We start from the raw sequence: 26,471 nt of genomic DNA, 5'->3' as shown, positions 1-26,471 counted from the left end.
AAACTTGAAAACGGAGGCTATTAAAAGAGCATAGCAACAGAATAAAAAATTACGAGCCTCTAGCAACTGACAAAGGAAGTTGCTAGAGCTTATTGCCAAAGGCACGCAAAGCGAGCGAGTAATTTTTTATATATATTAACAGGAGTTATTCAATGAAAAAAATTATTTTATTTCTTTTAAGCATTAATTTATTATGGGCATATGAGCATGATAAGGCATATTTTTCTGAACTTTTAAGGGATAATGGTAAAGTAACAAAAAATACACTTAAAGTTAAAAATATTGACGACACTTATTCTGTTTCCAAAATTTATTTTAGCGGTGAAATTACATTAACAGGAGTGTTGGAAAGAACTGATAATTGTGATGGTTGGGTTATTTATAGTGGTTTAAGATTTCATCCTGATAATAATATTGGGCTGCCTTTTTTATTTAGTACATATTGTCTAGAGTATTTAGATGATGATGTAGAATTTGGAAGATGGAATTTCGGTGTTTTATTAGAAAATATTAAAGTAAAATTACCAGAACCTTTAAAAAATAAAAGATTTTTAGGTGCTGCTGCTGTAAGAGCTGAAGTTACAATTAGAAATTATCATTTTTACGGAGCCGGTGAAGCAGGAGGAGAGGCTTATGGAGAGCTTGTAAATTTTAAACTATTAGGAGATATTAAAACAGAGTATTTTACTAAAGATAATTATAATAATAGAAATTATTATGGTACTCTTGAATATAATTCTAAAGATGATTATGTGAATATAAGAGATAAAGCAAATGGAAAAATAATAGGTAAAATTTTGAAAAACGATATGATTAATAATGGCGGACTTTTATTGGAAGCTGATGTTCACGGTAAATTCAGTGATTGGGAAAAAAACTGGATTGAAGTATATTATATGCCTCCAAATGCTAAAGACGGAAAAGATGCAATTTATGGCTTTGTGCATGGTTCACAGATAAAACTTGAAAACAGAGGCTATTAAAAGAGAATAGCAATAACAAAAAATTACGAGCCTCTAGCAACTGACAAAGGAAGTTGCTAGAGCTTATTGGTGAGTAATTTTTTATATACCTAAAGAAATATACTTTGTCAAAAAATAAAGTTATATTTTTGTTTTAATATCTGGGGCTTTGCCCCAAGCCCCCACTTCTTTTGGTGACCCAAAGAAGCAAAAAGACTGCATTTTAGCTTAAATTTAATAATTTATCCTACATATAAAATATAATTAGTACTGTTTAATACTAATTTTACATTTGCACTTTTTGGTTCTTTTTGCAGCGGGAAAAAGAACAACAAAAAAATTAGTAAACTTAAAAATTTTTAGTATATATAAGAGTAATAGGAGATAAAATATAAATGGGAAAATATGATTCAAGATATAATATAGATTTAGATTATACTGATATAAATGAAAATGTTTTTTTAGATACTATGCATAAATTAGATTTTAATGCTTATAAAAAAGAAAACACTAAACAGATATTTTGCAGTTATAAAAATATAGAGTTCAATATCACTTATGAAAATCAAAAAACAATTATTTGTATAAACACAAAAGCAAGTGCTTTTGCTTCATTTTTGGTAGAACAAAAAGTTTTTAACTATAATGATATGTATACAAGATATGGTTATTTCAGAGATAATCCAAGCATATATAATGTTATTTGCATGCATATAGTAAATTTAACCTGTATTGAGTTAGAGCCTTCTATCCGCAAACTAAGCGATACGCATTGGTCTTATGAATTTTTACTTCATCATTTTATTGATTATATAACTATAGAATACGAAAAAAATCTTGGCATATATAAACCAAGCAATACAATTACTATAGGCTTAAATGAAAAAGCTATAAAAAAATTATTATCTTATGAAGAAGAAAGAAAAAAATTTTTTACATATATTAAAATAACAGATGAATCTAAAAAAATATTTTTCAATGATTTAGAAAAAATACCATTAACTCAAAGCGATACTGCAGCTAGTGAAATGAACATCAAATCAAAATATATATTTACTTTGGAATCTTATTTTTACAACAATGGTCAAATACAAGTATTTGATTAAAAAATATAAAAAATAAAAAACTGCGTCATTTTTTGTCATAGATATTTATTATAATAGTATTATAAATTAAATATATTGAGGTATTTTTATGAGCATTTTTGACATTATTGTTGATGCTGTTGATGGCTTTGATGAAAAGTTTGAAGATACTTTGCAGTTTTTAAATGAAAAAATAGAAAAACCAGAAAACAAGAGAAATAATAAAGTAAATAGGGTATCGGATAGAGTATATAGAAGGAAACGAACATCATCAAAAAATATTAATAATGCACCAGAAAAAATAAACAAAAATAATGTACTAAAAGAGAAGGATAAAAAAGAAGAAAAAGAAATAAAACAAAACAAAGAAATAAAAACAGATATAAGTATTGATATTATTAATAAATGCAAAAATAAAATTAAAGAGATAAGAGAATTAATAGAAAACTTTGACTATACCTCAAGAAAAAGTTACGAATATTCTTGTACTGATTTAGAAAAAAGTTTAGAATATGTAAAGAATGCTGATGAGTTAAATAAAATTATAGAGTATGTAAATAATCTATATAAAAGCGCTTATTATAAAAAGCATAATAAATCATCATTAAGCTTTATAATGGATGATGATGAAAATCTTGATTATATAAAATTGGGAGGCATTAATGAGTGATAATACTTCTTTTGATAAAGTAATTAATGATTTAAAAGATAAGTTTAACAGTTTCAGCAATACTAACAGAAGTACCTACTATAATTTTATGGAGTTTATTGATAATATTGAAGAGCTTGCCAATACAGTAGCAGATAATTTAAATAGTATAGCTGATGATATAGACGATATAACCAATGATATTATGTACGGAGATTCAACTATTGATTATAATGATATTGTAAATCACAATGAAACAAATGAAGAAGTAAAAAAAGATGAAGGTAAAAAAGAAACTGTAGATATAGAAAGATTTAAAGAAAAAATAAATTCTTCAGCAGATGAATGCAGATTAAAATTAGAGGAAATAGCAAATATAATAAAAGATTTTGATTATGCTTCAAGAAAGAGTTATGAAGACTCATACTTGGATTTAAAAAGAAGTTTGGAAGAAGATTTTAATACGATGAAAGGCACAAAAAGTTTAAATGAATTTACAGAAAAATTTAACAAGGTTATAGATTATATTAATAATCTTTATAAAAGTGCATACTATAAAAAAAATAATAAATCATCTCTTGCATTTATAATCGATGATGAAGAAGATATTATTTATATAGAGAAAATAAATGCTAATGAGTTTATTAAACAATTTGAGTTATAAAGTCTTATTATATATAATAAAAAATATTTATTTTGGAGTTCTTTAATATGGCTTTTTATGAGGATATGTATTACAGCTTGCCAGAAACCGAGAGAGAAACTTTTATAAATACTCTCTCAGAAGAAGATAAAAATGCATTAATGCTTGTTTTGAAAAAAAAAGATATTTATTCAAATATGCTAGACAATCATAAAGAAAGATTTGAAAGTATATACAATGAATTAAAAAGTAAAAAAAATAAAATTGAATTTTTAAATATTTTAAAATATTTAGATGATAATAAAAGAGAGAAATTATTAGACATTATTTTTAATAATATTAATTCTGAAGAAATATTATATGATTATTCAGATTTTGATAAAATAAAAAATATACTTCCTCAATATAATGATAAATTAGATAAATTTTCTGAATGGAGAAGATTTAAAAGAATATTAAGATATTTTATAGATAAAAAAATAATTGAGCTTTTAGCAATAGTTTCTGAAGTAATTTTTGAAATAAAAGATAATGCTATTTTACGAATTACTACATTATATAAATATAATTTTAACAATAAGAATAATGAAAAACTTCTTAACATGCTTTATAAACTTCCTGAAGAAAAAAGAATATATTTTTTTGAAGAGTTTGAAAAGAATGAAGAGTTTAAAGATATTGAGTTTATAAAAATGCTTAGAGTAATATTAAATATGAATAGAGAGTCATTTTTATACATTTTTACCGAAAAAGAAATAGGTTATGATATTACAAACTATATAGATTATCATCATATGGGTTATCCTTCAAATGAAATTTATAATAAATTAACCTCTCAAATAGAAAAATATGTATTCCTAAAAATATTAGAATGTATTATGGCTTTTCAAATTGAATATCTTATTAAGATATTTAATAATTTAGATGAAAATATGCAAAACAGTGTAAATTGGATTTCACTATGTGTAGGATTAGAAAGATTAGAGAAGATTATATAATTTTATTTTCGAATATTCCAGATAAATCAGAAAAAAATGAAAGTATAAAAGAAATGCAAATTAATCAAGTTAATAATGACGAACAGTATTATAATACTAGTACAAATATAGATGATGATACATACACTGAATATTTAAGTAAATGTAAAGCAAAATTAACAGAAATATTATTGCTTGTAGAAAATTTTGAGCATGCTATTAAAGAAGATTATGAAAAATCATGCAAAGAGATTGATGCTATTCTTAACAGCACAATTGAAAATAAAGAAAAGTTTAATAAAATCATAGAACATATTAATAATATATATAGAAATGCCTATTATAAAAAGCATAATAAATCTTCTTTAGCTTTTATAATGGGTGATGATGAGGATATTAAATATATCGAATACATTAATTAATAAATTAATGTTATAAATAATTTTTAAGTTATAAACGGATAATTTAAAGCGAGTTTATAGCTAGCAATAATAGGAGTAACTTTATGAGAGAAGAAAGAATAACAATAACTATCAATGAGGACGGAAGCCTCAATGTAAAAACTGACGGTATAAAGGGAGAGGCTTGTTTAGATGAGGTTAATGCCTTATTAGACGAACTTTCCAACATAAAAGAAATTAAAAAAACAGATGAATTTAATCAAAAAATTAACATTCAGCAGAAAAATACATTAAAAGGAGGCATTCAATGAGCTGTTTAGTAAAGACTACTACACCTTTTATCAATGAAGAAATACTTTTAGAAGCACTTAAAAACTGCGGATATCAATATGAATTAAAAAACGATAAAATTTATATTCCTTCTTTGCATAAATATAGAAATAGATATTTTAAATTAGTTAATGGCAAATATGTATTAAACTATGACAGTTATAATAATGAAATATCTTCATTTCTGCAAAAATTAGAAGTATCCTACAATAATGTTTATGAAAGAAAGCTTCAGGAAGAAAAAGAGAGACTTGAGAGAGAAAGACTAGAGTTTATAGAATCACAGAAAAAAGCTATTATGGAAAAGGCAAAATTAAAAGGCTACAGAGTAATGGAAGTAAAAAAAGAAAATAAAATACAGCTTACTTTGGTTAGAGAAGTAAGATAATATGCGTATAGCACATATTAATAATAATTCAAGCATTTATGGATTTGGAAACAGTTTTGTTATATGGACACAAGGGTGCAAATTAAGATGCAAAGGATGCTGGAATTATTCTATGCATAGCTTTGAAGGCGGAGAAGAAATAAGCATAGAAAAAATAATTGAACAAATAAAAGAATCAATAATTAAATATAACATTAATAATGTTACTATACTTGGAGGCGAGCCTTTAGATCAGCTTGAAGAAACTATCAAATTACTGCATTTAATAAAAGAATTAAATATAGGCATTATTCTCTATACAGGCTATGAGAAAGAAGAAATTGAAAATAGCAGTAAAAAAAGTGTAATGTCCTATGCTGATATACTAATATCAGGAAGATATATTGAAGAGAAAAGAAATATCAATAATCATCTTTACGGTTCTGATAATCAAATGATGGAGTTTTTAACAGACAGATATAAAAAAGAAGATATAGTAAATGGAACTTATGTTGAAATAGAAATTGATGAAAATGGAAAAGTAAATATGTACGGATATCCGGATGATTTCTTTGATATATTAAAATAATGCATGACTTTTCAATTAATCATGCATTATTTTTTATTTTTAAGAATGATATTTACTATGAAGATAAAGCAAATTATCTAAAAGCATTGCCACAGTAACGCTTCCAACACCATTTGGTACAGGAGTAATTGCTGAAGCTATTTTTGAAGCCTCTTCAAAATTAACATCTCCTTTTAAAGAACCGTCTTCTAGTACATTTATTCCTATATCTATAACTACAGCATTTTCTTTTATATATTCTCCAGTTATAAATTCTGCTTTTCCAATAGATACGCATAATATATCAGCATTTCTGCAAATCTCTTTTAAGTTTTTAGTCTTTGAATGCGCTATAGTAACAGTAGCAGATCTTTGAAGCAGAAGATGAGCAAGAGGTTTTCCTACAATCTCGCTTCTTCCCACAACAACAGCATTAGCACCTTCTATTTTTACTCCTGATTTTTCTATTAATGCAATAGAACTTTTAGCAGTGCATGGTGAAAGTACAGTTTCTCCCATAAATATTCTTCCCAAATTAATATGAGATATAGCATCAACATCCTTTTCAGGAGATATTGTTTCATAAACTTTCTTTTTACTTATATGCTTAGGCAAAGGCATTTGAACTATTATTCCGCTTGTTTCTTTTTCTTTATTTAAATATTCTATTAATGTTAAAAAATCAGCCTCTGTTGTATTCTCTTGAAGATTATGAAGAGATGCTGTCATTCCTACACTTTCTGCCTGCTTTTTTGCTCTTGTAAAATATACTTCTGTAGATTTATCATTTTCAAAATATAAAAAATCTATCCTTGGCTTTTTATCAAGCTCTTCTACCCTCTTCTTAATATTTTCTTTAATTCCTTTTGACAACTCTCTTCCGTCTAAGATCATAATTATAATCTCCATATAATAAATTTTTACTAATAATATAATGTTAATAAATAAAATACAAGATTAGATAAATATTTATATAGATTTTTAAAGATTTATATTGTATATTATTTACCTATGATAAAAAAGATTTTGATAGTATTTATTATATTCTATATTTCAGCATTCTCTCAAAAAAGAATAATTATTTTTGAAACAGATTATTCTGCAAATTATATGCTGTATGCTGTAAATGACTTATTAAAAAAAAATATATTCTTATATTTCAATATTGATATACTGCCTAATAAATTTATAAAAGAAAACGATTATAAAACTATAAAATCAAGGATAAAAGAATTAACATTAAATAATAGTGCTGATATATCAATTACTTATGATATTTATCAATACCAAAATGGATTTATAATTAATTATGTAATTTTTAATAAAGAAAAGCCAAGAGAATGGCTTGAAAGAAATGTATTTGCAAAAGAAGAAAATTTATTTGAAGCTGTTAATCAAATACTTAAAGATATATATGATTATTCTTCTGTATCAGCAAGTTTAAAAACTATAGAAGAAAATGAATATACCTCTCTTATAGGATATTACACTCAAAAAGTAAATAATATAATTAATGATTATCAATCAGATGATGCTAAACTATATGAGGTATTTTTTAATTTTTATAAGGACAATATTTATTTTAATATAGATTATTTAGAGTATTTAATGATCAAAGGAGATGACTTAAAAAGCATAAACACTGTTGTTGATAATATAAATAAATACTTAAGTAAAAATAATCATTATTCTTTATATGCTCTTGGATGTTTATATTATACTAAATATAAAGTTAATGCTTCCGAAGAGGATATAGATTCAAGTATAAAAAATTATTATAAAGCAGCTGAATTAAAAAATAATTACTATTACTATTATAAACTTGCTGATGCATACATATTAAAAAATGATTATAAAAATGCTTCAAAATACTATGAAACGTCTATAAATATTTATGATAAAGATACAGATGTAATAAAGGATGCTGTTTATTTATTGAAAAGAGATATGAATAAAAACGGAAATATAGTAATAGAATATTTAGAAAAAATTATTAATATTGATAAAAATGATGATGAAGTATTAGAAGAATTGGCTGAAATATATAATAATTTAGGTGATAAATATAACGCTCAAATTTATTATACAAAATTATTTGATGCTGTTAATTATAAACTATACATCATTAACAATATTAAACCTGATGCTGTTATGTATGATAAATACATAAAAAAACGTAATGAAGTAAAAAAAATATTAGAAAGTTTTAATTAATAAAATAAAAATATAATTTAAAAAAATAAATATTATTGTATAATGACAATTAAAAATAAATAAAAACAGGATAAGTATAATGAAAATTATTAATCTAATAATTAACACAACAAATGGGGTAATGTATGGGTATTTGCTGTTAGCAGTATTTTTTGCGGTTTCAATTTTTTTCACATTAAGATTAAGAGGTATACAAGTTTCACATTCAATACATGCATTAAAACTTTTATTATCAACCCATGAAAAAGGAGATGGTGTTTCAGGATTTGCTAGTTTTTGTATAAGCACAGCTTCAAGAGTAGGAACAGGAAATATTACAGGAGTTATGGCTGCAGTTTCTGCAGGAGGACCTGGTGCTTTATTTTGGATGTGGATAATGGCTGTACTTGGCGGAAGTTTAGCATTTACAGAAAGTACATTAGCACAGCTTTATAAAGAGAAAGATTCATCAGGCAAATTTATAGGAGGAGCTTCTTTCTATATTAAAAGCAGATTAAAAAAACCAATTTTAGCAGCTTTATTTGCTATATGTATGATATTTACTTATACAACATTTAATGGAGTTCAAGCTAATACTATATCAAATGCTTTATCAAAATATAATATTCCTTATTTATATACAGCTATAGCATTGATAGTTATTACTGGATTAATATTATTTTCTAAAAAAAGAGATACTATAACTCATGCATGCGTATTTATAGTTCCTGTTATGGCTATACCTTATATACTTATAGGTCTTTATATATTTTTTACTAATATTACATCTGTACCTTCTGTATTTCAAAGTATATTTGTACAAGCATTCAAACCATCAGCATTCTTTGGAGGTGCTATAGGAACAACTATTTCTAATGGATTAAAAAGAGGATTATTCTCTAATGAAGCAGGTATGGGAGGTGCTCCTCATGCTGCAGCTGCCGCTCATTCTTCTCATCCATGTAAACAGGGACTTATACAAATGTTCTCTGTATTTACTGACACTTTATTAATATGTTCAATTTCAGGATTTATACTTTTATTATCTCCGGAAGCTATGAAGGTAGTAAAAGATATTGAAGGTATTAATTTATTTCAATATGCTATGGAATCACATTTAGGAAAGTTTGGCTCTTACTTTATTACAGTATGTATATTATTTTTCTCATATAGTTCTATACTTGGTAATTTCTTCTATATCAAAACAGGTGCTTTTGCTTTAAAAGATAATACAATTTCTTATATAATAGTAGGACTTATGACAATAGCCATGGTATTCGCTGGATCATTAGCTGATTTCAAAACTATATGGGGAGCAGGAGATATGTTTATGGGATTTATGGCATTGCTTAACATAATAATTATAGTAATACTTAATAAGCCTGTTTATTTGCTTGCAAGACATTATGTTAGTAAATTAAAAGAACATAGGGAACCTACATTTAATAAAAACTCTATAGCAGAATTATCTAATGATGATGCTATAACTCAATGGAATGAAAATAATTAATATAATTTATTAATAATAAAAAAGGGGCTCAAATTATTGAGTCCCTTTATATTTTGAATATTTTTTATTATTCATCAAGCCACATTCTTTCTATTTTAGATATTCCTATTATGTCAAAACATATTCCTAATACCTTTTTAACTGCCTTAACTAAGGTTAATCGCTCCTGTCTTATAGCCTCATTTTCTTCTAATACTATATTATCATAATAGAACTTATGCAAAGCACTTGCCACATCATAAGTATAATTAAGAATAGTATAAACTTCTAAAGACTTTGAAGATTCATAAATCTCATCTGGAAATCTAAGAAGTATTTTAGCTAATTTTAAAGAACTTTCATTCGCTATTTTTTCTATATCGAAACCTTTAGATTCATTATAGGAAAGATTTTTTTCTTTAAGTTTGAAAAATATATTACAAACTCTAGCATAAGCATATTGAACATAATAAACCGGATTATCATTGTCCTTCTTTTTAGCAAGCTCCAAATCAAAATCTAAAGAACTAGAATAGGAACGCATAAGAAGGAAGTATCTTGTAGGATCAACTCCTATCTCATCTATTACATCCTCTAAACTTATCATATCTCCTGTTCTCTTACTCATTCTTACAATCTCATTCCCTCTGTAAAGCCTTACCAACTGACCTAATATAACTTTTAAGCTAGCAGTATCTTTACTTACCGCTCTAACTGCCGCAGTAATTCTAGGAACATAACCATGATGATCAGCACCCAATATATCTATTAAAGTTTTATATCCTCTATCTATTTTGTTTTTATGATAAGTTATATCTGGAGCAAAATATGTATATGTTCCATTACTTTTTTTAACTACTCTGTCCTTATCATCACCATATTTTGTACTTCTAAACCAAGAAGCATTATCTTCCTCAAATAATAATCCTTCTTCTTTTAAGAAATCCATAGTTTTTTCTAATTCGCCGCTTTCACGTATAGCAAGTTCGGAAGCATAATTATCCATATAAGTTCCAAATCTTTCTAATAGTCTTTTTTGATCTTCTAATATTAAATCTTTAGGATTTCCCTCTTTCTTTGCTAACTCATATATATATGAACCATGGTATCCGTCTTCTGGAATTTCTCTGCCTTCTCTTACAGCCTGAACACTTTCATTCAATTTGGTAATCTGTTCTCCAGCATCATTAACATAAAATTCCTGATAAACTTCATGTCCTACATATTTAAGAATATTTGATAAAGCACTTCCAATGGCAGCCCATCTTCCATGACCTATATGCAAAGGACCTGTAGGATTTGCACTTACATATTCAACCATTATTTTCTTTTTTTCTTCTACTGTGTTTCTGCCGTAATTATCATTATTTATTAAATCATTTATACAATCATTTATATATTCATAAGATAATGTCATATTTATAAATCCAGGCTTAGCAATTTCTACCCTTTCAAAAAATCTTTTATCAATTTTTTCTACTATAGATTCTGCAATTTCCATAGGATTTTTCTTTAATATTTTAGACAAACGCATAGCAACAGGACAAGCATAATCACCAAACCTGTTGTCTGAGGCATACCCAATCTCTATATAAGAATCAACTTCTTTTATATCTGTACCCTTCAAATAATCAATTAATGCTTCCTTTAAGATATTTGAGACAACTTTCTTTAGCATATACTCTCCATTTCATAAATTTTAATATAGTAAAGTATATCAAAGATTAAAACTTCTGCAAGCATAATTTATAATAAATTTATCATACAATTATAACATTATGATAAATATTGATATATCATATACTTATTTCATAATTAAAAATATCATATTTTAATAAAAAATGTTTTATATGTCGCGATTTTTACACATTAATATATAAACATCCATTATTTCATATAATTTATTATCACAAAAAAATAAAAATATTTGTAAATATATGATATAGTTTTTCTAAAAGTCATATTATATAAAAATAAATTTGACATATTATAAAAAAAATATATATTAAATATAAGGATAAACATTATGTCAAAATATATCTTACCGCAAGAGGAACTTTCAAGATCGTCTAATTGGATAAGCAATTTTTTAATGCGTGAAGGATATCACACTGATTATACATTAAAAAGCTTATTAGAAATAGACAAATTTTTTCAAGAAAAACTAAGATTAGTATTAGAAAATGATAATAACAGAAATTTTATATTTTCTATAAGTGCCTATATAGGTGAAGTAATAAGAATGAACTTTAATGGAAATTGGGTTGTTTCAAGAGGAATAGATTTAGATGATGAATCTATAGGAATAAGTTTTAAAAAATATAATACAATATACCCTTTAAATATTACTTTAGAACTTATACAAAAAAAATATACTATGAAAGAATATTTAAAAAATAACTTTAATGTTGAGGTTTAATATTTAATTAAAAGAAGGCAATATATGATTTCATTAAATGAGGTAACAAAATATATAGATAAATCCTATGTAATTTTAGATTTAAAAGCAACTAATAAAGATGAAGCTATTAGCGAAATGTTAATATATGCTGAGTCTAATGGATTAAGAATAAACATAGCACAAACTATAGAAGCTATGTATAAAAAAGAAGATATAATAAGCAGCGGATTGGGATATGGAGTTGCTTTTCCGCATGTAAGAACTAACGAAGTGGAAGATAATGATATTATATTTGCTATTTCAAAAAAGGGACTTAATTATTCTTCTCTTGATAAAAAACCGGTACACTTGCTTATTATGTTTTTAACTAACAAAAACAGCAATGATAAATATCTTAATCTTCTTTCATTGTTTACCAAAATATCAAGAATGACTATGTATCCTGTTGTATTATTAGAATCAAAAAATATAGAAGAATTTAAATCGAAATTAAAAGATATATCAGCAGATACATTAGGAGGCAAATAATATGTCAAATAAAGTTGTTGCCATAATACCAGCAAGATATGGTTCTACAAGATTTCCTAGAAAATTAACTTATGAACTATTAGGAAAACCTATAATAATAGATGTTTATGATAATGTAAAATCCGTTAAAAAAATTGATGATTGTATAATAGCTACAGATTCAAAAGAAATAATGGATATATGCGAAAAAAATAATGCCAAGGCAGTAATGACTTCTTCAGAACATACTTCTGGAACTTCAAGAATAACTGAAGTAGCTAAAAAGATAGACTGCGATATAGTAATTAATGTGCAGGGTGATGAACCTTTAATAGATGAAACTATATTAAATCCTATTATAGATTCTTTTGAAGATAAAAATGTTGATATAGCTACTATAAAATCTAAAATTGATGATGAAAGCCCTTTAATAAAAGATGAAAACGCTGTTAAAGTAGTTTGCGATATAAATAATTATGCTATGTATTTTTCACGTGCTACTATACCGCATAAAAGATTTGATCAAAATATAGAGGTTAAATATTATAAGCATATTGGAGTTTATGCTTTTAGAAAAGATGTACTTCTAAAAATAGAAAATTTACCAGAATGCGAATACGAAAATATAGAAAGATTAGAACAGCTTAGATGGCTTTATAATGGAATGAAAATAAAGGTGCTTGAAACAAAAAAATTCATACACGGCATAGATACTATGGAAGATTTAGAAATAGTACAAAGCTATTTAAGAAATTTTGCTTCAAGCGAATTAAAAAATGAAAATTTATATAAATAATATTTAATCTGCTTTTTTCCAAATATTATTAAGTTTATCCTGCATTATAAGAGATGATATATTTACTGAATATATTAACCCTAAAGGAAGCAGCCTAAAATAATTACCTAAAAGTCCCATATAATCTGATACTGATTCAACATGAGAATAAGCTATAAGAATAGCAGCAGAATTAAATATCAAATTAAAAAAGTAAATCAAAAAAACTGCAATATCTATAATTACAAGAGCTAAAGTTTTATCTTCTGTATTATTCATTCCAACTTTCAAAGGCATTTCTTTATAAACTATTTTTCCATATTTATAATACCAATACTTGAAATAAAGCCCGCATGTAACTATTCCTAAAAGTACATCTATAATTGGATACAAATTATCTTTTTCTGTAAAACGTTTTATTTCATAAGAAGTCTGATATATCCAATAAATATAATATAATCCGCATGTTACAACATTCAAAGCAAGAAGCATCGGTATTGATCTTATAGTTCCTTTTCCCTGCATATTTAATCCTTGCTTATTACTCAAATAAATTGAATAATCCTATAGCACTTATATTATCATTGCTTGCTTCTGATAATTTTTTTAATTTATTTAAAGCTTCTTCTGTATTTGAAGAATTCATTATATCATTAATTCCAGCTTCAGCATTTTCGTACTTTTCTGATAAAAGATCAATCATAGAATTAGAAGCTATAAAGTAATTATGTCTTCTATTTCTTCTAGCTCCTTCAATAGTAATATAATGTCCGCCTCCGGCACATGCACAATTTTCTAAAGCGTTTCCTACAATATGATCTCTGCTTATTTGAATAACTCTTTTATTATCTGAAGCAAAAACTTTTGAATCCCCTGCATTAAATACAAATGCTCCTGCAAATTTATGATATAAAACTCCGGCAATAGAAGCACCTGCCATAGATTTTTCCTTATCATTTGCAGATTCTCTTGAAGCTGTAACTTCTAATTTAATAAAGTTATGTATTATCCAATTCATAACTTCTTGCTCGCCTACAAGTTCAAGCAAATCTAAAAAATTTTCATTATATATATTAACTGCCAACTTTGAAGCAAATGTATCTCCAAGTCCGTCTGATAAAAGAGAAACCGCAATACCTTCTATACCATTTAAAAAATGAGAATAATTATTCTGTTCGCTAATTATAATAGGATTTCCTGATATTGCCTCGCTGTTAAACAAAATAGTATCTGTATTTATTTTTGTGTTAGCACCTTTATTTGTAAAAGTAAATATATTCATAAATTATACTTCATTCTCCTTAAATAATAATGTGTGTGCAATAATAAGGTAGTTGCGGAATTTTATCAAGCAATTTAAGAAAAAATAATCAATCTACAAAATTTACAAGCTCCCCTATTTCATCAATAAAGCATGTTATTTTATCTCCATGCTTCATATATTTAGGAGGATCAAAAGACATTCCTACACCTCCAGGAGTGCCTGTTGCAATTATATCCCCAGCCTCCAATGTCATACCTTTTGATATATCAGAAATTAAATAATTTATATCATGTATCATATATTCTGTATTTGAAGACTGTCTTACTTCATCATTTAAAATGCTTTTAACATTTAGTTTTAAAGGAAGTTTTAAATCATCTTTATAAACTATACATGGTCCCATAGACGAATATGAATCTAAACTTTTACCTTTATACCATTGCGAATGATCTTTTTGTATATTTCTTGAAGATATATCATTAAATATAGAATATCCAAATATATAATCCTGTACTTTATCAGGTTCTATGTCTTTTGCTGTTTTTCCTATGATAACTGCAAGCTCAACCTCATAATCAAGGCATTCATCTAAATCAAATCTTGCTTTAATTTTATCTCCAAGTCCTATAATCTCTAAAGCTCTTTTAGAAAAATAAACAGGAGCTTTAACTTCTTTAAAATCCTTCATATCTTTTTTTATCTCTCCTAAATGATCGCTATAATTAACACCTACGCATATAATATCATGTATAGGTTTTCTTATAGGAGAAAGTATTTGAACATTTTCTATAGAATAAGCATGAGTAAAATTTTCTTCTGCATGCTTTAATTTATTAAGTATATCATCATTCATCATTTTAATTAACTGAATCATTGGATTTTCGGATACTTTAAAATCCTGTATTATTTCACTTATAGCTATTACTTTGCTGCCGTCTTTACTTAAGATACCTACAGATTCGGTATTATTCCATTCAACGAAAGATACGAATTTCATTTTAATGTCTCCATAGTATTTTATAATATCAGAAAATGATATTAAGTTTTTTAATTAATAGTGTTCTTTATATTATAATCAATTTATCGATGTTTTTCAATATGACATTCTACTTCCCTTGAATAATATTTCTTTCAAGCATTCTTTTTGTTATAAGATTAAGTATTTCACCTTTAGATTTTTTCCATTTTGGTGCTATTAAAGTATCTCCCAAACTATCGCCTACCAAACGTGCAATTATTATATCATTTCTAATTATTGATAATGCTTCCGACATAAGTTCTATATAAAAATCTTCTTCTATAGTTGGAAAAGTGTATTCATTATAAAGTTTTTCAAAATAAGAACCTCTCACTATATCAAGCTGATGGAATTTAACAGCATCTACTTTAAGAATAGATATATCTTTAACTGTTTTAAGCATATCATCTTTAGTTTCAAGTTCTATAAGTTTTTTATCTTCAATCAACCTTTTTGGAAGACCGAATATTACATGTGTGCATATTATTAGATTCGGATAAACTGTTTTTATATGATTAACCATTTCAGCAAAAGAGTTATAATCATGTCCTCTATTTATAAATTTTGAAGTTTCTTCATTAGATGACTGAAGCCCCATTTCAAGCCAAATCTCTTTATTGAATGAAACAGATAAATCATTGAGTTCTTTCAATACATTCTCTTCAATCATATCACTTCTAGCCCCAAACATAAGACCTACACAGTCTTCAAAATGAATAAGTTTATTTGCATACATTAATGATTCTTTTGAGGCTAATGGAGATAATGGAGTTCCTAACTGAAAATATGCATAAAATTTCTGATATCTATTTCTATAATTTTTTACCCCATTAATCCATTGGCTATCAATATTTTCTTCTATCACATAAGGAGGTTTATAACTATTTAAATTACAGAATCTGCATCCTCCGTTATTTGCTTTATGTGCACATCCGAAATCTGTATCTATAGAAATTTTACCTACTTTAACTCCGAATTTATTTTTTACATAATCTGAAAAAGAATAATAAGTCTTTTTGTTTTCCATATACATTTCTTTATTAATTTTTTTATTTTTAGTATATCATAAAAAATATAAAATTCTAATATATAAATTAAAACTAGATTTAATAAATAAACTATTATATAATAAAAGTATAATGGTTATTAGGAGCATATCAAATGAAAATACTTATAGTTTCCGGATTCTTAGGAGCAGGAAAAACTACTCTAATAAAAGAAATGGCTAATAAGACAAAAAGAGATTTTGTTGTAATGGAAAATGAATACGGAGATGTTGATATAGATTCTAATATGCTTAAAGATGAAGGAATGAATATTTGGGAGCTTACAGAAGGATGTGTATGCTGCACAATGAAAAAAGATTTTGCAAGTTCTATTTTAACTATAGCAAACTCTTTAGATCCTGAGTATTTGATAGTTGAGCCTACAGGTGTTGCTAAACTTAGTAATATAATAAACAATATAAAGCAGATTGAATATGACAGAATTATGCTTCTTAAACCTATAACTATTATAGATGGAAATGCTTTTGATTCTTTTGTTAACTCTTATGATGATATTTATGTTGATCAAATTTTAAATACTTCAAAAATAATAATTTCAAAAATGGAGTCTAAAGAAAAATATGAAACAGAAGAGCTTATAAAAAAAATACAATTCTTAATCAAAAAAAACAATGTATCGTTAGAAAATATAGAAATATTGGATGAACATTATTCCAATAAAAGTAAAGATTGGTGGGAGAGTATTTTAAAATCTTTTTTAGATGAAAAGTATGCTGTAAAAGAATTAGAAAATTCTAAAAATGAAGAAATGCCTGATTCTATAAGCATGAAAGGATGTTCTGTTGTAAATGAAAATAAATTTATGACTTTGCTTGAAGATATTGTACATGGAAGATTCGGATTTGTTGCCAGATCTAAAGGCTTTATTAAATGCGGAAATAATTATTTAAGATATGATATTGTTGGTGATAGGTATGCTGTTACCGGAGCTAATGAAAATGATGAACTTGAAATAGTGTTTATTGGTAAAGATTTAAATAGAAAACTTTTAAGAGAAGAGTTTCAGCCTGTTTACAGAGATAATATAAAGCATAAAGAAGAACATCATCATCACCATAATAATGAATGCCATCATAATTGATAATTAAGAACTATATATTGTTTATTATATCTTACAATAAAATATAATTTTTTCTTCAAAAAAAAGAATAAATATTTACACTATATTTTTTTATAAAAAATTCTAATTTTCATTGACAATAGTATCTCTTTTTACTATATTATTTAAATATAACTACATATCTTTATACAGTATAAGGACATTCTATGCGTATAAATCTTAATTTTGAATTAGAAAGCAATATTATAAACAAAGAATACAGATTAACAATTATAAGCTTTATTAAACATGCATTAGAAAAAAATTATAAAAGTACTTATGATAACATTTATAATAAAAATGCAAAAATGAAGGCATTTACATTCGGAGTATTTTTACCTGATGCTAAAATCAATGATAATAACATAGAAATTGCAAAAAATGATAATGATAAAACATATATAGATGTAACATTATCAATATTTGATAATAAAATTTTCATTGAACTTTATAACTCTTTCAACAGCATGCTTAATAAAAAATATCCTAAGGATGAAAACACAAAAAGCGGTATTGTAATGACATTAAGAAAAATAACAATGCAAAATGAGAAAGTTATCAACAAAAATAAAATATTAATAAAATTTTTAAGCCCTCTAATACTGAGAAATCATAACAGAGAAACAAATAAAGATACTTACTTAACGTTCAAAGATGAAAAATTTAATTCACTATTAAATCAGTCAGTAGAAAGAATTGCTAAAGAGTTTAATTTTGAAAGCTCTGAAATAAAATTAACTCCTGTAAGAATGATTGACAGTGATGGCAATATTATACAGGAAGAATCAAAAACAACGGTAGTTCCATTCAAAGAAAATTTAATAAGTGCCTCTTTTGGAAAATTCTGTTTGGAAGGCGACATCACTCTGCTAAACAATCTATACAAAACAGGAATAGGAAGCAGACGAAGCGAGGGTTTCGGATTATTTGAGGTTTTATGATTTTTAACATTTAAGGAATTTTTATTATGGCAAAAACAAAAGAATCTAATCAGCTTGAACTAAATTTAGAAGACAACCAAAACAATAAACTTGAAAACGAATATTTTGAAATTAATCTTGATACTTTTCTTTTCAATGCTGGAGTTGTTGGATTTATTGAAGTGCTGGAAGAATCAAAAGCTAAAAAAGGCGAAAGTTTAGAAGACAAAAAAGATTACTATTTTGAAGGTCAAACTCTATATGTTAATAAACAATTTTTATTAGATTTAGATTTTCCAAAATACTATTTAAAAACTATTTATAATAAATTTTATAAGAATACTACTTTATATCAAATATTAAATACAAATAAAACAGATTCAGAAAGTTTAAAAAAATATGATAATTTTTTAAAAAGAACAACTTTGATTACTATAGCCGATACACTAGAAGATAATAAAATAAAAGAATTATTATCAAATTATCAATCCAATAAAAACAATAAAGAAAATAACTTTAAAGAAATAGTTTTATATATAAATAGTAATGAAAAGTTAAGATATTATCTATATATATCCAATATATTTTATGATAAATTTAGTCTAATATTTAGCAATATATATTTTTTAAGATATAACCCTTCTATTAATGGACATTACATACAAAAAAATACAGATTTGATAAAACCAATAAATGACTATTATATTAAAATTAAAGAATATGTAATCCAATTAAATAACAAAAACAATTATAATGATAAATGTATAATATGCAATTTAAATACTAATAGAGATTTAGATATGGCTTTTTTAATAGATATTGGAATTGCAAAAGAAAGGAAAAGTTCTGTTTATTGGAATTGCAATTCTGATGTATTCATTTGTCCGATATGCTATATGATTTACTCATGTGCCCCTATAGGATTTATAAATATAAAAAATATAATGGCATTTATAAATGATAATGACAGCATAGATTCCATAATATCTATGAACAGTCCTTTAAAAGCAGAGGAAGAATCAGATAATAATACTGCTAATTACGTTGCATATAATACAATGATTAATAGAGCTTTAGAACTAAAAACTAAAGAACTTGATTCTATACAAGTAATAATAAGAGATAGTACAAAATATTCATTTAATACAATTTCAAAAGATACATTAAAAATTATAAAAAATTCTGATAAATATTTAAATAAAATATCAAAAAGTTATCTTAAATACGGCAAAGATGAGTCATTAAATATTTATAAAGAGTGTATAGAAAATATTTTAAATAATAGAAATCAATATAATTTAATATTAACATTGCTAAAAAATATTGATAACAAGCAAGAAGGAAATAATAATAAAATATTTTATTCTATAAATACAATATTTAACATATTAAAAATACAAATAGCAAAAGAAACTTTAAAGGAGAATAATATGAGTGAAAAAACTAATTATGCACACATAGCCTGTAAATCAGGGTATGATGTTAGAAAAGAGATAATTAAGAAAAATAGTAATATTGAAACCGATGATAAAAAAAATAATGAAGAAGCTGATAATAAATTAAGAGGATTAGTATATAAGTTAATAAATGCTGTAAGTACATCAAATGTAAATTTATTTTCTACTAATATAGCAAGACTTTATACTGGTCTTAATTTACCAATACCAAATATATTAAGCAGAATTTTTATAAGTGATGAAGATTTCAAAAATATAGGCAATGCTTATATTTTCGGTCTTAAAGGTGCTTTTTATGATAAAACAGAAAATCAAGAAAATAACAATGAAGGAGAAGAATAATGGAAAATAAAGGATTAACATTAAGTATTATTTTTGATGCACAAAGTGCAAATTATGGAGAAGGAGCTAATAACTTTTCAGCATTAAAAAGATTAAGCAGAGGAGATGGAAACAGTTACAGTTATATATCAAGACAGGCATTAAGATATAACATAATAGAACAGTTAAAATGGGACAATACAAAAGTTTCTAATGCTGATAAAGTTGTACAATTTGAAATGAATACATCTATAAAAGAAAGTCCAGAAATAGATTTATTTGGATATATGAAAACTGGAAAGAATAGTGTGAATGGTTCTTCAAATACTAGAAATGCAGTTGTTAGATTAAGTAATGCGGTTGCTTTAGAAAGTTACAATTCTGATTTAGATTTTCTCAATAATATGGGAATTGCTAAAAAAAGAGGAGCTGATTTTGATAATGCCTTAGTTCAAAATGAAATACATAGATCATATTACACCTATACTGTAACTATAGATTTAGATAAAGTTGGTATTGATAAAGTAGTAAAAAAAATTAATAAAGGGAAAGAACCAGATATAGAAGAAATAGCAATAGATAATAAAGAAAAAGCAAAAAGAATCAAAGATTTATTAAATGTATTAAAGTTCTTATACAGAGATATAAGAGGAAGGAGAGAAAATTTAAGTCCTATATTCATAATAGGAGGAGTTTATAATATAAAAAATCCTTTCTTTGAAAACAGATTAAAAGTTAATAAAAATAATTTGGAAATAAAAACTATAAAAGATGTTTTAAAACTTGATGAAGAAATAAAAAATAAAACGAAATGTGGAATAATAGATTCAATATTTTCAAATACTGAAGAAATAAAAACAGAATTAAATGCCGTAAGTGTATCTGATGTAATTGACTATTTATGCCAAGAGGTAGATAAATACTATGAGCAATAAACTTAAAGCCATTAAATTTGAATGTTATCAAAATATGCCTAATTATAGACGTCCTGCTAGTTTCGATTTCAAAGAAACTTTTAAACTTCCTCCATATTCCAGTGTAATAGGTATGATACATAAAATTTGTAATTGTCAAAATGGTGAATATATGCCTATGAAATTAAGTATTCAGGGAATAAGTGAAAGTATTAATACTGATTTATATACAAGATATTTTTTTACTCCTGATAAATGTGAAAGCGATAGAGATTATTTCGCTATTCTAAATAAGAATGAAAATAAACAAACTGGATTAATTAGAGGTACAGGAGTATCAGAACTACTGATAGATGTTAATTTACTTATTCACATAGTACCAGAAAATGATGATTTATTTGATACTATATTAAACGGATTAAAAAGACCTTATGTATATCCTGCTTTAGGTCGTCATGAAGATATTTTATGTATTCATACAAATACAATCAAATTTATTGATATAGAAGAAACAAACATTACAAATATTAAATACGATGCCTATATACCTTTAGAATATTTTAGAGAAGAAGATAACACAACAGGAACAGTATATTTACTTAATAAAGTATTTGATACTTCATCTGGCACAAGAAAATGGAAAGAAAAAGTAAAAGTAAAATACATAAAAAAAAGAGCCAACAAAATAAGATTTGCTAAAAATGTATATAAAGATCCTGAAGAAAATACAGGAGTATTTTTAGCATAATTTTCTGGGATTAAAATATATGAACAAAAATAAATATTTAGCTAAATCTTCTAAAAAAAATTACTATAATGCTGAATCCTTAGAAGTACATACAAAAAGATTAATAGATTTATTTGAAGATTTCCTATCAAAGTATAAAAATAAATTTGAACAAAAAGAAATTGATTTAATAAAAGTTGCTTGTGAAATGCATGATTTAGGAAAAGTTAATTATAGATTTCAAAAAGATATGTATAAAAAAAGCAATATGCATTTTGAAGAAAATAAAAATCTTGAAAAATTTTATAAAGAATATAAAAACATAAAAAACATTCCACATGGTATACTAAGCTGCTGTTTTATAAATGAGGATGAATTGAGTAAAAAATACAACTTTGATTATCATGATTTAGAAATACTCACAACTTCAATATACAATCATCATAATAGAGAATTCGATTTAGAAGATAGCGAAATATTTGAAAGAATAATAGAAAGTGATTTAAAAATTAATGGTAAAAATTATGGAATAGAATACTGTTCATCTGATGGCACTATAAATAACAAAATAATAAATAATATATTTCAATTAAAACCAAAATATGTATATGATTTCTGGCTGAAATTTATTGTTGTGAAAGGAATGTTAAACAAGCTTGATTATGCCGCAAGTACTTATTTGTATAATAAAAAACAAATGGGGATTGATGCTTTAGAGCTTGAGCCTTTTGATCCTAAAGAAAATATTGAAAATAAAATTAAAGAGTTTTATTCTAATATCAATGAATGCCAAAAATATATGCTAGATAATCAGGATAAAAATGTTATTGTCATAGCTTCTACTGGAATAGGCAAGACTGAAGGGGCTTTGCTTTGGGCTGGTAAGTCAAAAACTTTTTATACGCTTCCTCTTAAAGTATCAATTAATGCTATTTATGAGAGAATAAAAAATAATTATTATGAAAAAAATAAAATAAGTTTTCTTCACTCTGATTCTAAAATGATGATGAAAAAAGAAAAAGAAGATGATTATAATACTAAATATATAGAAACAAGACATTTTGTTTATCCTATGATTATATGCACAGTGGATCAGCTTTTTTATTTTGTGTTTAAATCTTTAGGTACAGAAAAATTTCCGGCTACTTTGAAATACAGCAAATTAATTATTGATGAAATACAGTCATACAGTCCCGATATTATAGCATTTTTAATTTTTGGCCTTAAAGTTGTAAATGATTTGGGAGGTAAATTTTTAATAATGACAGCAACTCTTCCTCCAATAGTAAGTCATTTTTTAGAAAAAACTATAGGAAAAGAAAATTTAGCAGAAATAAAAACTTTTTATAAAAAAGACAGAGAAGGAAATACAATCAAAAGACATTTTATAAAGCTTATCGATGAAAAAGAATTTGATTATGAGAAAATATTAAAAAGTGCAAAAAATAAAAAAGTTTTAGTTATATGCAATACGGTAAAACAATCTCAAACGGTTTATAAAAAATTAGAAAACTTAATTAAAGAAGAAAATAAAAATATTGAAATTGATCTCCTTCATTCAAGATTTATAATGAAAGAGAGAAAAGAAAAAGAGGAGAAAATAAAAAAATTCGCTCCTAATGATATTAATAAAAGAGAAGAAATTTACGGAATATGGATATCAACTCAAATAGTGGAGGCAAGTTTGGATATAGATTTTGATGAGCTTCATACTGATATGTCATCAGCTGACAGTCTGCTTCAGAGAATGGGGAGAGTTTACAGAGACAGAATATATAATAAAAATGAACCTAATATATTTATTTATAATACCAAAATAGGTGTTCCTCATGTATATGAAAGTCAAATATATAAATATTCTGTTGAAAGTATAAAAGAATATGATAATAAAATATTTTTAGAAGAGGATAAGCAAAAATATATTAATGAAGTTTATGATGTAGATAAATTAAAACAAGATGAAAGCAATTATTATAAAACTATAGAAGAAAATATTAATACACTTACCAATTTTCCAATTAACGGATTAAAGCAGGAAGAAGCAAGAGAACAGTTTAGAAATATTAACAGCATAACTGTAATGCCTCAAAAATTTTACAGAGAATTAGAAAAAAATAAAATATTTGAAGAATATGATAATAGTTTCGGTGAAGATAAATTAAATATTTTAGAAGATATAATGCAATACACTATGGGTGTTCATTATTATTTTAATAAATACTGCAACATCAAAATTTCAAATGACAAACTAGACCATATTTATATAACACAGTTAAAATATGATAATGATATGGGCTTGTCAAATGATATAGATGATGAGGCTGATATTGACAGCAGGTTTTTATAAATTATGAATAATGAAAATATAAATTATGTTACAGGTACAATTTATTCTTATAGTTTTTTATGTATGAGAAAAGTATGGCTTTCTTATCATAACTTATCTTTTGAATCTGAAAGCGAGCTTGTACAGATTGGAAAGTTTATTGATGAAAATACTTATACAAATCAAAAGCATAATTTTATGATAGATAATAAAGTAAATATTGATTTTTTAAAAGATAATATTGTGCATGAAATAAAAAAATCAGATAAAGAAAAACAAATGGCCATTAATCAAATTAAATATTATTTATTCATATTAAAGCAGCGTGGATTTGAAGATATAAAAGGAGAATTAAATATTCCTTCAAAAAGATACAAAGAGGAAGTTTTACTTGAAGAAGATGATAATAAAAATATTTTAGAGCGGATTGAACTTATAAACAAAATTATAAAAAGTAATGATATTCCAGAAACTATAAATATAAGAGCATGTAAAAAATGTGCTTATTATGAGTTTTGCTACATATAGGAGGAATTATTTTTATGAGTAAATCTTATTATTTATTTTCAAGCGGAGAGCTTAAAAGAAAAGACAATACTTTGCAGTTTGTAAAATCAAGCGGAGAAAAAAGAGATTTGCCTATAGAAGTGATTTATGATATTTATGTTTTTTCTGAAGTAACAATAAATACTAAACTGCTTAATTTTTTATCACAAATGGGTATATGTGTTCATTTTTTTAATTATTATGAATTTTATGCTGGAAGTTTTTATCCTAGAGAAAAATTAGTTTCTGGAGATTTACTTGTTCAGCAGGTTATGCATTATAGTGATTATGATAAAAGAAGTTTATTAGCTAAAAAATTTGTTTATGGGGCTGCTGATAATATATTAAGGAATTTAAAATATTATGATAATAGAGGACGTGATTTAAAAGAAGAAATTGAAAGTATAGAAAAATTAAAACTAAATTTAAAAAATTATTATAATATTAATGAAATAATGGGTATTGAAGGAAATATTCATAAAGTTTATTATAGTTCTTGGAAAAAAATAATTAATCAGGAAATAGATTTTGAAAAGCGAGTAAAACGTCCTCCAGATAATATGGTAAATTCTCTTATAAGTTTTCTAAACTCTGTACTTTATACAAAAGTATTATCTGAAATTTATAAAACACAATTGAATCCAACTATAAGTTATTTACATGAACCATCAGTAAAAAGATTTTCTTTATCGCTTGATGTTTCTGAAATTTTTAAACCATTAATAGTTGACAGACTTATATTTTCATTATTAAATAAAAATATGATAAATGAAAATGATTTTGATAAAGAAAGTAATTTTTTAAGGCTTAAAGATAAAGCATTAAAAACTATAATGGATGAATTAGAAAACAGATTAAAAACCACAATAAAACATAGAAGTTTAAATAAAGATGTATCATATAAGCATTTGATTAGATTGGAATTATATAAAATATCAAAACATTTGCTTAATGAAAAAGAATATAAACCTTTTGCAATATGGTGGTAAATATGTATTTAATATTAGTTTATGATATACAAACAGACGATGAAGATGGTGCTAAAGTTGCAAGAACAGTTTTTAAAACTTGCAAGGCATATCTTAATCATATACAAAAATCTGTATTTGAGGGAGAACTCTCAAAGGTACAGTATTTGGAATTAAAAAATAAGCTCTTTGACATATTAAGAAAAGAAAAAGATTCTTGTATAGTTTTTAAAAGCCGTAATGAAAAGTGGCTTGATAAAGAATTTTTAGTAGAAGAAAGTATTGACAATACATCTAATTTTATATAGAATATGTTTATCGTCGATATACTATTATTACAAAATAAAGCTTTATCGACAGATGATTTTGAGCAAAAATATGTTTATTAGCTGTTTTATCATTATGCTTTGCTGCATATTAGCAATTTAACAGTATAAATTATAAAATAGTAATAAATTTACGGGTTTCTAATCTATCCATACTGGAATGTAAAAATA

General features: G+C 25.1%; 29 protein-coding genes. 23 read left to right on the top strand and 6 right to left on the bottom strand.

Going from position 1 to position 26,471, the window contains the following annotated elements:
- Nucleotides 1–152 precede the first annotated feature (152 nt).
- The 9 genes from T324_RS0110255 (at nt 153) to T324_RS17750 (ending at nt 6,003) form a co-directional block, all read left to right on the top strand.
- Nucleotides 153–983, top strand: coding sequence for a hypothetical protein (locus tag T324_RS0110255; protein WP_028330176.1), 831 nt, complete (start codon nt 153–155; stop codon nt 981–983).
- Between the two features lie 374 nt (nt 984–1,357).
- Nucleotides 1,358–2,068 (top strand): hypothetical protein, encoded by a 711-nt coding sequence (locus T324_RS0110250; RefSeq protein WP_028330175.1) that lies wholly within the window; start codon nt 1,358–1,360, stop codon nt 2,066–2,068.
- Nucleotides 2,069–2,156: 88 nt separating this feature from the next.
- Nucleotides 2,157–2,717, top strand: a complete 561-nt coding sequence (locus tag T324_RS0110245) for a hypothetical protein (protein ID WP_028330174.1) — start codon at nt 2,157–2,159, stop codon at nt 2,715–2,717.
- Nucleotides 2,710–3,360, top strand: a complete 651-nt coding sequence (locus T324_RS0110240) for a hypothetical protein (RefSeq protein ID WP_028330173.1) — start codon at nt 2,710–2,712, stop codon at nt 3,358–3,360. The genes T324_RS0110245 and T324_RS0110240 overlap by 8 nt, the downstream gene beginning before the upstream one ends.
- 47 nt (nt 3,361–3,407) lie before the next feature.
- Nucleotides 3,408–4,337, top strand: coding sequence for a hypothetical protein (locus T324_RS0110235; protein ID WP_028330172.1), 930 nt, complete (start codon nt 3,408–3,410; stop codon nt 4,335–4,337).
- The gene (locus tag T324_RS0110230; RefSeq protein ID WP_028330171.1) at nt 4,301–4,738 is read left to right on the top strand and encodes a hypothetical protein; all 438 of its coding nucleotides are present in this window, start codon (nt 4,301–4,303) and stop codon (nt 4,736–4,738) included. The genes T324_RS0110235 and T324_RS0110230 overlap by 37 nt, the downstream gene beginning before the upstream one ends.
- Nucleotides 4,739–4,821: 83 nt before the next feature.
- Nucleotides 4,822–5,028 (top strand): DUF2997 domain-containing protein, encoded by a 207-nt coding sequence (locus T324_RS0110225; RefSeq protein WP_028330170.1) that lies wholly within the window; start codon nt 4,822–4,824, stop codon nt 5,026–5,028.
- The gene (locus T324_RS0110220) at nt 5,025–5,435 is read left to right on the top strand and encodes a hypothetical protein (RefSeq protein ID WP_028330169.1); all 411 of its coding nucleotides are present in this window, start codon (nt 5,025–5,027) and stop codon (nt 5,433–5,435) included. The genes T324_RS0110225 and T324_RS0110220 overlap by 4 nt, the downstream gene beginning before the upstream one ends.
- Before the next feature lies 1 nt (nt 5,436).
- On the top strand, nt 5,437–6,003 hold the full coding sequence (locus T324_RS17750) for a 4Fe-4S single cluster domain-containing protein (protein ID WP_028330168.1): 567 nt from the start codon (nt 5,437–5,439) through the stop codon (nt 6,001–6,003).
- A gap of 39 nt (nt 6,004–6,042) precedes the next feature.
- Here T324_RS17750 and T324_RS0110210 read toward each other — a convergent pair whose 3' ends face one another.
- Entirely contained in the window at nt 6,043–6,882 is an 840-nt protein-coding gene (locus T324_RS0110210) for a bifunctional 5,10-methylenetetrahydrofolate dehydrogenase/5,10-methenyltetrahydrofolate cyclohydrolase (protein ID WP_156920170.1), read from the bottom strand.
- Nucleotides 6,883–6,993: 111 nt separating this feature from the next.
- On the opposite strand from T324_RS0110210, the gene T324_RS0110205 reads away from it, so the two are divergent.
- Nucleotides 6,994–8,196, top strand: a complete 1,203-nt coding sequence (locus T324_RS0110205) for a tetratricopeptide repeat protein (protein WP_028330166.1) — start codon at nt 6,994–6,996, stop codon at nt 8,194–8,196.
- Nucleotides 8,197–8,275: 79 nt separating this feature from the next.
- Complete coding sequence (locus T324_RS0110200) at nt 8,276–9,685, top strand: alanine/glycine:cation symporter family protein (RefSeq protein WP_028330165.1); 1,410 nt, start codon at nt 8,276–8,278, stop codon at nt 9,683–9,685.
- A gap of 67 nt (nt 9,686–9,752) precedes the next feature.
- Here the strand turns inward: T324_RS0110200 and T324_RS0110195 are convergent, their stop codons facing one another.
- Nucleotides 9,753–11,342 carry an arginine--tRNA ligase gene (locus tag T324_RS0110195; RefSeq protein WP_028330164.1) on the bottom strand — a complete coding sequence of 530 codons (1,590 nt, stop codon included), beginning with the start codon at nt 11,340–11,342 and terminating at the stop codon, nt 9,753–9,755.
- Between the two features lie 348 nt (nt 11,343–11,690).
- Here T324_RS0110195 and T324_RS0110190 point away from each other — a divergent pair, with 348 nt between their 5' ends.
- From T324_RS0110190 to kdsB, 3 genes are read left to right on the top strand one after another with little or no spacing between them, the layout of a single operon-like run.
- Nucleotides 11,691–12,083, top strand: coding sequence for a hypothetical protein (locus T324_RS0110190; protein ID WP_028330163.1), 393 nt, complete (start codon nt 11,691–11,693; stop codon nt 12,081–12,083).
- Nucleotides 12,084–12,107: 24 nt separating this feature from the next.
- Nucleotides 12,108–12,593, top strand: a complete 486-nt coding sequence (locus T324_RS0110185; protein WP_028330162.1) for a PTS sugar transporter subunit IIA — start codon at nt 12,108–12,110, stop codon at nt 12,591–12,593.
- Between the two features lies 1 nt (nt 12,594).
- Complete coding sequence (gene kdsB, locus T324_RS0110180; RefSeq protein WP_028330161.1) at nt 12,595–13,368, top strand: 3-deoxy-manno-octulosonate cytidylyltransferase; 774 nt, start codon at nt 12,595–12,597, stop codon at nt 13,366–13,368.
- 3 nt (nt 13,369–13,371) lie between these two features.
- Here kdsB and T324_RS0110175 read toward each other — a convergent pair whose 3' ends face one another.
- The 4 genes from T324_RS0110175 to mnmL all read right to left on the bottom strand — a co-directional run bounded on the left by T324_RS0110175 (nt 13,372) and on the right by mnmL (nt 16,656).
- The gene (locus tag T324_RS0110175) at nt 13,372–13,872 is read right to left on the bottom strand and encodes a DUF4234 domain-containing protein (protein ID WP_038375213.1); all 501 of its coding nucleotides are present in this window, start codon (nt 13,870–13,872) and stop codon (nt 13,372–13,374) included.
- A gap of 16 nt (nt 13,873–13,888) precedes the next feature.
- Complete coding sequence (locus tag T324_RS0110170; RefSeq protein ID WP_028330159.1) at nt 13,889–14,629, bottom strand: PP2C family serine/threonine-protein phosphatase; 741 nt, start codon at nt 14,627–14,629, stop codon at nt 13,889–13,891.
- 88 nt (nt 14,630–14,717) lie between these two features.
- Nucleotides 14,718–15,608 (bottom strand): fumarylacetoacetate hydrolase family protein, encoded by an 891-nt coding sequence (locus T324_RS0110165; RefSeq protein WP_028330158.1) that lies wholly within the window; start codon nt 15,606–15,608, stop codon nt 14,718–14,720.
- A gap of 109 nt (nt 15,609–15,717) precedes the next feature.
- The gene (gene mnmL, locus T324_RS0110160) at nt 15,718–16,656 is read right to left on the bottom strand and encodes a tRNA modification radical SAM protein MnmL/YtqA (RefSeq protein ID WP_038375212.1); all 939 of its coding nucleotides are present in this window, start codon (nt 16,654–16,656) and stop codon (nt 15,718–15,720) included.
- Between the two features lie 134 nt (nt 16,657–16,790).
- On the opposite strand from mnmL, the gene T324_RS0110155 reads away from it, so the two are divergent.
- The 9 genes from T324_RS0110155 to cas2 all read left to right on the top strand — a co-directional run bounded on the left by T324_RS0110155 (nt 16,791) and on the right by cas2 (nt 26,282).
- Complete coding sequence (locus tag T324_RS0110155) at nt 16,791–17,777, top strand: CobW family GTP-binding protein (RefSeq protein WP_028330156.1); 987 nt, start codon at nt 16,791–16,793, stop codon at nt 17,775–17,777.
- A gap of 185 nt (nt 17,778–17,962) precedes the next feature.
- On the top strand, nt 17,963–18,736 hold the full coding sequence (gene cas6 / locus T324_RS0110150; RefSeq protein ID WP_028330155.1) for a CRISPR-associated endoribonuclease Cas6: 774 nt from the start codon (nt 17,963–17,965) through the stop codon (nt 18,734–18,736).
- A gap of 26 nt (nt 18,737–18,762) precedes the next feature.
- Nucleotides 18,763–20,514 (top strand): Cas8a1 family CRISPR/Cas system-associated protein, encoded by a 1,752-nt coding sequence (locus T324_RS0110145; RefSeq protein WP_028330154.1) that lies wholly within the window; start codon nt 18,763–18,765, stop codon nt 20,512–20,514.
- Nucleotides 20,514–21,428, top strand: a complete 915-nt coding sequence (gene cas7i / locus T324_RS0110140) for a type I-B CRISPR-associated protein Cas7/Cst2/DevR (RefSeq protein ID WP_028330153.1) — start codon at nt 20,514–20,516, stop codon at nt 21,426–21,428. Before T324_RS0110145 ends, cas7i begins: the two co-directional genes overlap by 1 nt.
- The gene (gene cas5 / locus T324_RS0110135; RefSeq protein WP_028330152.1) at nt 21,418–22,155 is read left to right on the top strand and encodes a CRISPR-associated protein Cas5; all 738 of its coding nucleotides are present in this window, start codon (nt 21,418–21,420) and stop codon (nt 22,153–22,155) included. The genes cas7i and cas5 overlap by 11 nt, the downstream gene beginning before the upstream one ends.
- 19 nt (nt 22,156–22,174) lie before the next feature.
- The gene (locus T324_RS0110130; RefSeq protein WP_028330151.1) at nt 22,175–24,481 is read left to right on the top strand and encodes a CRISPR-associated helicase/endonuclease Cas3; all 2,307 of its coding nucleotides are present in this window, start codon (nt 22,175–22,177) and stop codon (nt 24,479–24,481) included.
- A gap of 3 nt (nt 24,482–24,484) precedes the next feature.
- Nucleotides 24,485–24,988, top strand: coding sequence for a CRISPR-associated protein Cas4 (locus tag T324_RS0110125; protein WP_028330150.1), 504 nt, complete (start codon nt 24,485–24,487; stop codon nt 24,986–24,988).
- 14 nt (nt 24,989–25,002) lie between these two features.
- On the top strand, nt 25,003–25,995 hold the full coding sequence (gene cas1b, locus T324_RS0110120) for a type I-B CRISPR-associated endonuclease Cas1b (RefSeq protein WP_028330149.1): 993 nt from the start codon (nt 25,003–25,005) through the stop codon (nt 25,993–25,995).
- Nucleotides 25,996–25,997: 2 nt separating this feature from the next.
- Nucleotides 25,998–26,282 carry a CRISPR-associated endonuclease Cas2 gene (gene cas2, locus T324_RS0110115; protein ID WP_028330148.1) on the top strand — a complete coding sequence of 95 codons (285 nt, stop codon included), beginning with the start codon at nt 25,998–26,000 and terminating at the stop codon, nt 26,280–26,282.
- Nucleotides 26,283–26,471: the final 189 nt, after the last annotated feature.

Source organism: Brachyspira alvinipulli ATCC 51933 (assembly GCF_000518245.1).
Classification (GTDB): domain Bacteria; phylum Spirochaetota; class Brachyspiria; order Brachyspirales; family Brachyspiraceae; genus Brachyspira; species Brachyspira alvinipulli.
This window is presented reverse-complemented; position numbering and strand designations above follow the sequence as displayed.

What these genes read in the sequence shown, in the direction of transcription:
- T324_RS0110255 (WP_028330176.1), top strand. Translation starts at nt 153, where the DNA reads ATGAAAAAAATTATTTTATTTCTTTTAAGCATTAATTTATTATGGGCA.
- T324_RS0110250 (WP_028330175.1), top strand. Translation starts at nt 1,358, where the DNA reads ATGGGAAAATATGATTCAAGATATAATATAGATTTAGATTATACTGAT.
- T324_RS0110245 (WP_028330174.1), top strand. Translation starts at nt 2,157, where the DNA reads ATGAGCATTTTTGACATTATTGTTGATGCTGTTGATGGCTTTGATGAA.
- T324_RS0110240 (WP_028330173.1), top strand. Translation starts at nt 2,710, where the DNA reads ATGAGTGATAATACTTCTTTTGATAAAGTAATTAATGATTTAAAAGAT.
- T324_RS0110235 (WP_028330172.1), top strand. Translation starts at nt 3,408, where the DNA reads ATGGCTTTTTATGAGGATATGTATTACAGCTTGCCAGAAACCGAGAGA.
- T324_RS0110230 (WP_028330171.1), top strand. Translation starts at nt 4,301, where the DNA reads ATGTGTAGGATTAGAAAGATTAGAGAAGATTATATAATTTTATTTTCG.
- T324_RS0110225 (WP_028330170.1), top strand. Translation starts at nt 4,822, where the DNA reads ATGAGAGAAGAAAGAATAACAATAACTATCAATGAGGACGGAAGCCTC.
- T324_RS0110220 (WP_028330169.1), top strand. Translation starts at nt 5,025, where the DNA reads ATGAGCTGTTTAGTAAAGACTACTACACCTTTTATCAATGAAGAAATA.
- T324_RS17750 (WP_028330168.1), top strand. Translation starts at nt 5,437, where the DNA reads ATGCGTATAGCACATATTAATAATAATTCAAGCATTTATGGATTTGGA.
- T324_RS0110205 (WP_028330166.1), top strand. Translation starts at nt 6,994, where the DNA reads ATGATAAAAAAGATTTTGATAGTATTTATTATATTCTATATTTCAGCA.
- T324_RS0110200 (WP_028330165.1), top strand. Translation starts at nt 8,276, where the DNA reads ATGAAAATTATTAATCTAATAATTAACACAACAAATGGGGTAATGTAT.
- T324_RS0110195 (WP_028330164.1), bottom strand. Translation starts at nt 11,342, where the DNA reads ATGCTAAAGAAAGTTGTCTCAAATATCTTAAAGGAAGCATTAATTGAT.
- T324_RS0110190 (WP_028330163.1), top strand. Translation starts at nt 11,691, where the DNA reads ATGTCAAAATATATCTTACCGCAAGAGGAACTTTCAAGATCGTCTAAT.
- T324_RS0110185 (WP_028330162.1), top strand. Translation starts at nt 12,108, where the DNA reads ATGATTTCATTAAATGAGGTAACAAAATATATAGATAAATCCTATGTA.
- kdsB (WP_028330161.1), top strand. Translation starts at nt 12,595, where the DNA reads ATGTCAAATAAAGTTGTTGCCATAATACCAGCAAGATATGGTTCTACA.
- T324_RS0110175 (WP_038375213.1), bottom strand. Translation starts at nt 13,872, where the DNA reads ATGCAGGGAAAAGGAACTATAAGATCAATACCGATGCTTCTTGCTTTG.
- T324_RS0110170 (WP_028330159.1), bottom strand. Translation starts at nt 14,629, where the DNA reads ATGAATATATTTACTTTTACAAATAAAGGTGCTAACACAAAAATAAAT.
- T324_RS0110165 (WP_028330158.1), bottom strand. Translation starts at nt 15,608, where the DNA reads ATGAAATTCGTATCTTTCGTTGAATGGAATAATACCGAATCTGTAGGT.
- mnmL (WP_038375212.1), bottom strand. Translation starts at nt 16,656, where the DNA reads ATGGAAAACAAAAAGACTTATTATTCTTTTTCAGATTATGTAAAAAAT.
- T324_RS0110155 (WP_028330156.1), top strand. Translation starts at nt 16,791, where the DNA reads ATGAAAATACTTATAGTTTCCGGATTCTTAGGAGCAGGAAAAACTACT.
- cas6 (WP_028330155.1), top strand. Translation starts at nt 17,963, where the DNA reads ATGCGTATAAATCTTAATTTTGAATTAGAAAGCAATATTATAAACAAA.
- T324_RS0110145 (WP_028330154.1), top strand. Translation starts at nt 18,763, where the DNA reads ATGGCAAAAACAAAAGAATCTAATCAGCTTGAACTAAATTTAGAAGAC.
- cas7i (WP_028330153.1), top strand. Translation starts at nt 20,514, where the DNA reads ATGGAAAATAAAGGATTAACATTAAGTATTATTTTTGATGCACAAAGT.
- cas5 (WP_028330152.1), top strand. Translation starts at nt 21,418, where the DNA reads ATGAGCAATAAACTTAAAGCCATTAAATTTGAATGTTATCAAAATATG.
- T324_RS0110130 (WP_028330151.1), top strand. Translation starts at nt 22,175, where the DNA reads ATGAACAAAAATAAATATTTAGCTAAATCTTCTAAAAAAAATTACTAT.
- T324_RS0110125 (WP_028330150.1), top strand. Translation starts at nt 24,485, where the DNA reads ATGAATAATGAAAATATAAATTATGTTACAGGTACAATTTATTCTTAT.
- cas1b (WP_028330149.1), top strand. Translation starts at nt 25,003, where the DNA reads ATGAGTAAATCTTATTATTTATTTTCAAGCGGAGAGCTTAAAAGAAAA.
- cas2 (WP_028330148.1), top strand. Translation starts at nt 25,998, where the DNA reads ATGTATTTAATATTAGTTTATGATATACAAACAGACGATGAAGATGGT.